The sequence below is a fragment of the Deinococcus radiopugnans ATCC 19172 genome (assembly GCF_006335125.1).
Lineage (GTDB): Bacteria > Deinococcota > Deinococci > Deinococcales > Deinococcaceae > Deinococcus > Deinococcus radiopugnans.
The window spans coordinates 115,944-121,943 of the sequence record NZ_VDMO01000012.1 but is presented as its reverse complement, the minus strand read 5'-3'; the positions used below and the strand labels follow the sequence as shown (position 1 = coordinate 121,943).

Here is a 6,000-nt window from a genome sequence, read left to right as displayed (position 1 = left end):
GCCTCGCATTCGCGAGGCTGAGGATTCACCGGGTGAGCCTGGCTCATCTGGTGCAGGGGATCTACAACTGGTGCCGAGTTCAACGGGGTCTGCGGAGGCAGCTCGACGTCCCGAAGGGACGTCAGCTGTATCTCCAGCGCACACCGGCCATGACGATCGGGCTGACCGATCACGTCTGGAAGGTGCGGGACTGGCTATCACAGCCGCAGGGCGTCCCCTGTCGGGCATAGTTCCAGCCAACTACCCACCAGTGAGGAGCGGGGCAAATTTGATGTTCCATTGCCGCTTCCTTCTCGTGGCTGACCTGAACACCGCGCTCGTGGAGCAGTTCCTGAACGTCCCGCTGGCTGAGGGCGAAGCGGTGGTAGAGCCGCAGGGCGTAGCCGATGACGCTCAGGGGAAAACGGTGGCGGTAGGGCTTCCGGTCAGTCACAGCTTCCTAGCCTACCAGCGTTAAGTTGCCAGAACCGTTGTGTGTAAGAGCTGTAAAGCGGCCTTGGAAGACCCTCGATGGGCAGTAAGTCTGACAGCCTTTCCGAACGGGTCACGGTTTACTCCTGCTCCTCGGCAGCGCTGTCCGCCTCGCCCTGGGCCAGCCGCCGGACCACCGCCAGCGTGAACAGAAACAGCAGTGTGGACCCCGTCGCCAGCACATACAGGTGTAGCCCACAGGCGACGCCCACACCCGCCGTCGCCAGCAGGCCCGCCGCCGTGGTCAGCCCCTTGGCCTTCTGGCCCCGGTCCGAGAAAATCGCCCCGGCCCCCAGGAAACTAATGCCACTGACCACCGCGCCCAGCAGCCCGATCATGTCGAAGCGCACACCATTGTCGTCGGTGCCAAACGAGACAATCAGGGATTCGGCCAGCACCACGAACAGGGCCGCGCTCATGCCCACCAGCATGTGGGTCCGCAGGCCCGCGCTGCGGTGCATGCGTTCGCGTTCCCAGCCGATCATTCCGCTGAGCACAAAGGCCACCAGCGGGCCCTGCATGAGTTTGAGTTCGTTCCAGAAAGAGTCCATGCCGGGCAGTGTACGCAGCCCGGCCCGAACGGATGGTTCTGTGCAGGGCTGCTGAAGGCTTCATCCACTCTTGCTAGGGTGAGCGGCCTGATGACCTCCTGGCCGCTTCCGCCCGCGCTCTTTCGTCTTTCTGGCTTTTGTCTTTCTCACCCAGGCATGGACGTGGGCCGATGAGCGGCGGCCTCGTCGCCCTGCTCGATGACGTGGCCGCGCTGGCCAAGCTGGCCGCCGCCTCCATTGACGACATCGGCGCGGCGGCGGGCAAGGCCGGGGTCAAGGCGATTGGCGTCGTGGTGGACGACACGGCGGTCACGCCCCGCTACGTCACCGGCTTCACCCCGGACCGCGAGTTGCCGATCATCTGGCGCATCGCCAAGGGTTCGCTGAAAAACAAGATCGTGTTTATTCTGCCCGCCGCGCTGCTGCTGAGCCAGTTTCTGCCGTGGGCGCTCAATCCGCTGCTGATGGTGGGCGGGACGTACCTGTGTTTCGAGGGGGCCGAGAAGCTGTACGAGGCGATCTGGGGCCACCACAACTCAGAGGGAGAGGACGTCATCAAGCTCGCCAGCGACGCCCACGAGGAGAAGATGGTCTCGGGCGCGATTCGTACCGACTTCATCCTGTCGGCGGAAATCATGGCGATCTCGCTGGCGGAAGTGGCCACGCAGCCCCTATTTGCTCGCGCGCTGATCCTGGTGGTGGTGGCTTTCATGATCACGGCGCTGGTCTACGGCGTGGTGGGGCTGATCGTGAAGGCTGACGATCTTGGCGTGCGGCTGGTGGCCAGGGGTTCCAGGGCAGCTCAGGCAGTGGGGCGCGGCTTGGTCAAGGGCATGCCAGTGGTGATGTCGGCGCTGTCGGCAATCGGCACGGCGGCGATGCTGTGGGTGGGCGGTCACATCATCGTCGACGGCCTGGACAAGTTCGGACTGGGCTGGCCCGCACACACCTTGCACGATCTGGCCCTGGCGGCAGGCCACGCCATTCCCTTGGCAGCGGGCGTGGTGGAGTGGCTGGTGGAAACGCTGGGGTCCGCCCTCGTGGGCATCGTGCTGGGCGGGATCATCGTGGCGGCGCTGCACCTGCGACCCAAGACAGCCAGAGCACACTGAGTGCCAGTGGTTCAGACGATCAAGCTTCCACCAGATCTGAACGACGAGGACTTGACCTGATGAAGGTCCCATTTCGTTCCACTCGAATGAGAAGACAAGTTGCGCCCTGCTCGACAGGTGAAGCCCAACGTGGGCGGACGGGAGAAGGGCGCGGCTGATCAGCTCAAAAGGCAAAGACTCAGTCGGAGCCGACGTTGTTCCCAAGGAGCCTCACCATCGCCGTCTACCCACGCTGACGCGCGTGCTGAAGGGGTGTGACACCTTCCCGATCTGCGATGCGGCGGTCTGCCCCATGGGCCAGCAGCTCGCGCACGATCTCGGTGTGCGTGGGGCCGCCGTCGCCCAGGATCACGGCTTCCAGCAGGGCGATCCAGCCCAGATTGTTGACGTGGTTCACGTCGATATCGGTGATCCGCAAGATCTCGCGCACGGAGGGTAGCTCGCCCCCCTGAGCCTGGCACGATCCCAGCAGAGGCGAGAGGCTGCCCAGTACGATCAATGCAACGATCTGGACAACCTCATGCCTTGCAACTTACTTGCCCAGCACCGTGGTCACGGCGTCGGTGCCGCACGTCTCGTCGATCAACCCGCTGGGTGCGCCGCCCACACCGACGGCGCCAACCACGGCGCCGCCCACGCGGATCGGTGCGCCGCCGGCCAGCACCAGGTAGCCGGGGATGTCGGCCAGGCCGGGATTGGCTTCCAGCCCCTTGGCAATGGTACTGGTCAGGTTGCGGGCGCTGGCGCTGGTGAACGCCTTGCCCTGGCTGGCCCCCAGGGTGTGCGGCCCAGCGTTCTCGGAACGGGCCATGGCCAGGACCACGCCGCTGCGGTCCACGACGGTGGCAGCGCACATTTGTTTGTCGCAAAGTGTTCGAGACATTCACAGCATGTCGGGTGGTTGGGTTCACCTCACTGCGTTGATCAGGACCCGCTGACGTGCTGTGCCACCATACCGGCATGATCCGCTCTCAACTCCTCACGCCGGACCCTGGCAGCCTGACCACCTTCCTTAACACCCATACCCGCACCCGTGACGTTCTCCTCCAGATCGCCGGCCTGGCCGAAGTTACCTACCACGGCCGTGCCGCCAGCACGGCCGAAGTTGGTGCGTACCTCGTGATGATCAAACGCGACGGCAGTCTCCAGATCCATGCCCCCACTGGCATCAAGCCGATGAACTGGCAACCCCGTACGGACGAACTCAGCGCCCGTGTCGAACATGGTCACTGTGTGTTGCACGCGTCCCGCCGCAGTCCGGAGGAACTGGTGCGCGTGACCTTTCTTCACCCGCACCTGGCGCTCGCGCTGGAGTTGCACGAGGAGGCGTCTTTCACACTGTCCGGTTCAGAGAAGCAGATGCAGGACGCCCTGGCACGTCACCCGGAATTAATCGAACCCGGCCTGACCGTGCTGGACCGCGAGTTGCTGATTGATTCCGGTGGCATTGACCTGTACGCAAAAGATACTCAAGGCCAGTACGTCGTCGTAGAACTCAAGCGGGGCCGGGCCACCCAGGACGCCGTCAGCCAACTGGGCCGCTACGTCGCTACCGTTCAGAAGTCTGGGATAGGGACAGTCCGGGGCATTTTGGCGGCACCGTCGATCACCGCGCCTGCGCTTAAGGAGTTGCGTGCCAGGGGGCTGGAGTTCCGTGAGATCGGGGCGTGGCCAGACGCGCCGGCTCCAGTCGCCCTCCCCTCCTTATTCGATTGAAGAGCGGAACTGGTTCACGCTCTGGCCCTCGCAGCGCCGCCTCTCAACTCGCCCGTAAGCTTTCCAGCGCCTCCGGCAGAATGAACGTGGACAGCGGTCCCACCGCCCCCACCAGCTCCCCACTGCTCAGCTCAAACCGCAAGTCCTGTCCCCCTAGCTTCAGCCGGATCATGGCCTTGCCCACCCGGATCTTTCTGGCGAACTGCACCCGCGCCAGAGGTGACTCAAACACACAGATCGCTACGCCCCGTCCACGCCCCACGGGCTGCGCCAAGCGGGCCAGTGCCGCTGCCTGCTCGTAGGCCAGCAGATAGGCCTCATGCACGGCCACGACAGCCTCACGCGTCCCCGACAGCGCTTGCAAGCCGGTCAACGCCCAGACCCGCACCAGCGCGCGGTCCTCCTCCGCCAGGGTCAGCAGCCGCTCGCGCACCGTTTCCCGTCCCAGCATAACGTCGCCTCCCAGCAGGGTGTCTGCTCCTCCCGGCCGAATGATCCTGGGGGCAGGCTGCACTTTGGGTTTCCGCACTGTTGATGCCCGTGCAGCCTGGGCAGGCTGAGTGCCGGACCGGGTGACCTCCTGTGGTGGAGCGTTCGGGAGTTCACCTGGCTTCACGAACGCCTGCGTCGCCCATGCCTCCTTCCCATACGCAAAACGCAGCACCTGCTGCGCCCGCGTCACCGCCACGAATTGCACCGCCCGCTCCTCGGCCTCATCCCCCTGCGCAAGCGGCATCAGCTCCGGGTACAGGATCGTCACGCGCGGCCACTCCTTCCCCTTCGCCCGGTGCACCGACGCCAGGATGACGTCCGCATCCGCATCCTCCCGGCACAACTCTGCTAGCAAGGCCAGCGCCCCCTCTAGCGTGCCCTCTCCCGACGCCCGGGACACCACCCACGCCAGATACCGCAGGCAGCGGGCAAGGTCATACAGTTCCGTGCGTTGCTGCCGGGCCGCCCGGTCCCCCTCCGCCGCGCGCTGCTTCAATGGCTCATCCAGCGGGGCCAGGTACGCCCGCGCCAGTTCAGTCACGCTGTCATTCTCAAAGGTGCCGTGCGCCGGCAAGGCCGCCATCAAGGCCTCCCGCAACCTGACTTCCAGATCCCGGCCCACCACGCTGACACTCACCCGCTGGGTCATCAGTTCCAGCGCCAGCCGGATCAAGGGCGCGTTCGTGCGGCACAGCACCGTGTCGCCCCGTTCATACGTGGCCGTCTCCGCGCTGACATGCTCGATCATGCCGGGTGTGGCTTGTGGGGCGGGCTGAATGAACGAGCTGTACGCGCGCGCGTACCTCACCACTTCCTGCGGACAGCGGAACGAGACGGACAGCGGCAACTCCACGGCATTGACCGCGGTCTTCAGGCGGCTCAGGGCGGCGGGGTCTGCGCCGGCCCACAGGTAGATGCTCTGATCGCTGTCGCCCACGAAAATCAGCCGTCCTGCGTCCGTGGCGTCTGGCAGGCCGAGCAGGTGCTGGACGAACTGCTGACGGAGGGGCGTGAGGTCCTGGGCTTCGTCCACCAGGGCCAGGCGCAGGCTGTGCTGGCCGTAGCCGTGACGGACCGGGAGCCAGAGCATGTCCGTGTAGTCCGCGCTGCGGGCATCCTGCCAGAGGTGGTCACCGGCGTCATGCATGGCGGGGATCAGGTCCTGGAGTTCGTGGGGGAGGCCGCGCCAGTCGCTGCGGGCGGCGAGGCGTTCGGCGTCGGTCTGAGTGAGGGTGAGGAGGCCTTCCTCGCGGGCAATGTCCCAGGCGCGTGCGGCGGCGTACACGGGAGCTCGGGGACTGCGCAGGACGCGGGCCGCCACCTGTCGGCCCTTATCGCGGACCAGTTCCAGCCCTGCCGTCTGGCTGTTCAATAACCCTAGCCCATGGGCGTGGAGGGTGCGGGCACGGACCGGGCGGGGCAGGCGGGGTTGCAGGTCAGCGACGGCGTGCTTGTTGTACGCGAAATAGACGCCGGGCTGCCCGAGCTGCCAGGCAGCCTCGAGCAGGGTGGTGGTCTTGCCGGCACCGGCGGTGGCGCGCAGGAAGATGTGGGCGGGCGTCGTGATGACGCACGACAGGAAGGCGCGTTGCTCGGTCGTGAAGTGTGGGGGAATCGCGCGCCGGTTCACTCGGGCCTCCTGCGATTAGGATAGGCCA

Annotated in this window: 6 protein-coding genes and 2 pseudogenes; 3 read left to right on the top strand and 5 right to left on the bottom strand. The window is 65.7% G+C overall.

Annotated elements, in window-relative coordinates:
• Nucleotides 1-230: pseudogene (locus tag FHR04_RS21685) on the top strand (IS1 family transposase); the annotation flags it as partial.
• Nucleotides 231-249: 19 nt separating this feature from the next.
• Here the strand turns inward: FHR04_RS21685 and FHR04_RS12555 are convergent.
• A pseudogene (locus FHR04_RS12555) lies at nt 250-433 on the bottom strand (IS6 family transposase); the annotation flags it as partial.
• A 118-nt stretch (nt 434-551) separates the two neighbouring features.
• The gene (locus FHR04_RS12550) at nt 552-1,022 is read right to left on the bottom strand and encodes an MgtC/SapB family protein (RefSeq protein WP_139403749.1); all 471 of its coding nucleotides are present in this window, start codon (nt 1,020-1,022) and stop codon (nt 552-554) included.
• Nucleotides 1,023-1,192: 170 nt separating this feature from the next.
• On the opposite strand from FHR04_RS12550, the gene FHR04_RS12545 reads away from it, so the two are divergent.
• Nucleotides 1,193-2,134 carry a DUF808 domain-containing protein gene (locus FHR04_RS12545; RefSeq protein ID WP_139403748.1) on the top strand — a complete coding sequence of 314 codons (942 nt, stop codon included), beginning with the start codon at nt 1,193-1,195 and terminating at the stop codon, nt 2,132-2,134.
• Between the two features lie 223 nt (nt 2,135-2,357).
• Here FHR04_RS12545 and FHR04_RS12540 read toward each other — a convergent pair whose 3' ends face one another.
• Together FHR04_RS12540 and FHR04_RS12535 are read right to left on the bottom strand one after the other, a co-directional pair.
• The gene (locus tag FHR04_RS12540) at nt 2,358-2,633 is read right to left on the bottom strand and encodes an ankyrin repeat domain-containing protein (RefSeq protein ID WP_338084765.1); all 276 of its coding nucleotides are present in this window, start codon (nt 2,631-2,633) and stop codon (nt 2,358-2,360) included.
• Nucleotides 2,634-2,666: 33 nt separating this feature from the next.
• Nucleotides 2,667-2,990, bottom strand: coding sequence for a heme-binding protein (locus tag FHR04_RS12535; protein ID WP_249039106.1), 324 nt, complete (start codon nt 2,988-2,990; stop codon nt 2,667-2,669).
• 104 nt (nt 2,991-3,094) lie between these two features.
• On the opposite strand from FHR04_RS12535, the gene nucS reads away from it, so the two are divergent.
• Nucleotides 3,095-3,850, top strand: coding sequence for an endonuclease NucS (gene nucS, locus FHR04_RS12530; RefSeq protein ID WP_139403745.1), 756 nt, complete (start codon nt 3,095-3,097; stop codon nt 3,848-3,850).
• 43 nt (nt 3,851-3,893) lie between these two features.
• On the opposite strand, the gene FHR04_RS12525 is transcribed toward nucS, so the two are convergent.
• Complete coding sequence (locus FHR04_RS12525; RefSeq protein WP_139403744.1) at nt 3,894-5,972, bottom strand: UvrD-helicase domain-containing protein; 2,079 nt, start codon at nt 5,970-5,972, stop codon at nt 3,894-3,896.
• Nucleotides 5,973-6,000 lie beyond the last annotated feature (28 nt).

What these genes read in the sequence shown, in the direction of transcription:
- FHR04_RS12550 (WP_139403749.1), bottom strand. Translation starts at nt 1,022, where the DNA reads ATGGACTCTTTCTGGAACGAACTCAAACTCATGCAGGGCCCGCTGGTG.
- FHR04_RS12545 (WP_139403748.1), top strand. Translation starts at nt 1,193, where the DNA reads ATGAGCGGCGGCCTCGTCGCCCTGCTCGATGACGTGGCCGCGCTGGCC.
- FHR04_RS12535 (WP_249039106.1), bottom strand. Translation starts at nt 2,990, where the DNA reads ATGTGCGCTGCCACCGTCGTGGACCGCAGCGGCGTGGTCCTGGCCATG.
- nucS (WP_139403745.1), top strand. Translation starts at nt 3,095, where the DNA reads ATGATCCGCTCTCAACTCCTCACGCCGGACCCTGGCAGCCTGACCACC.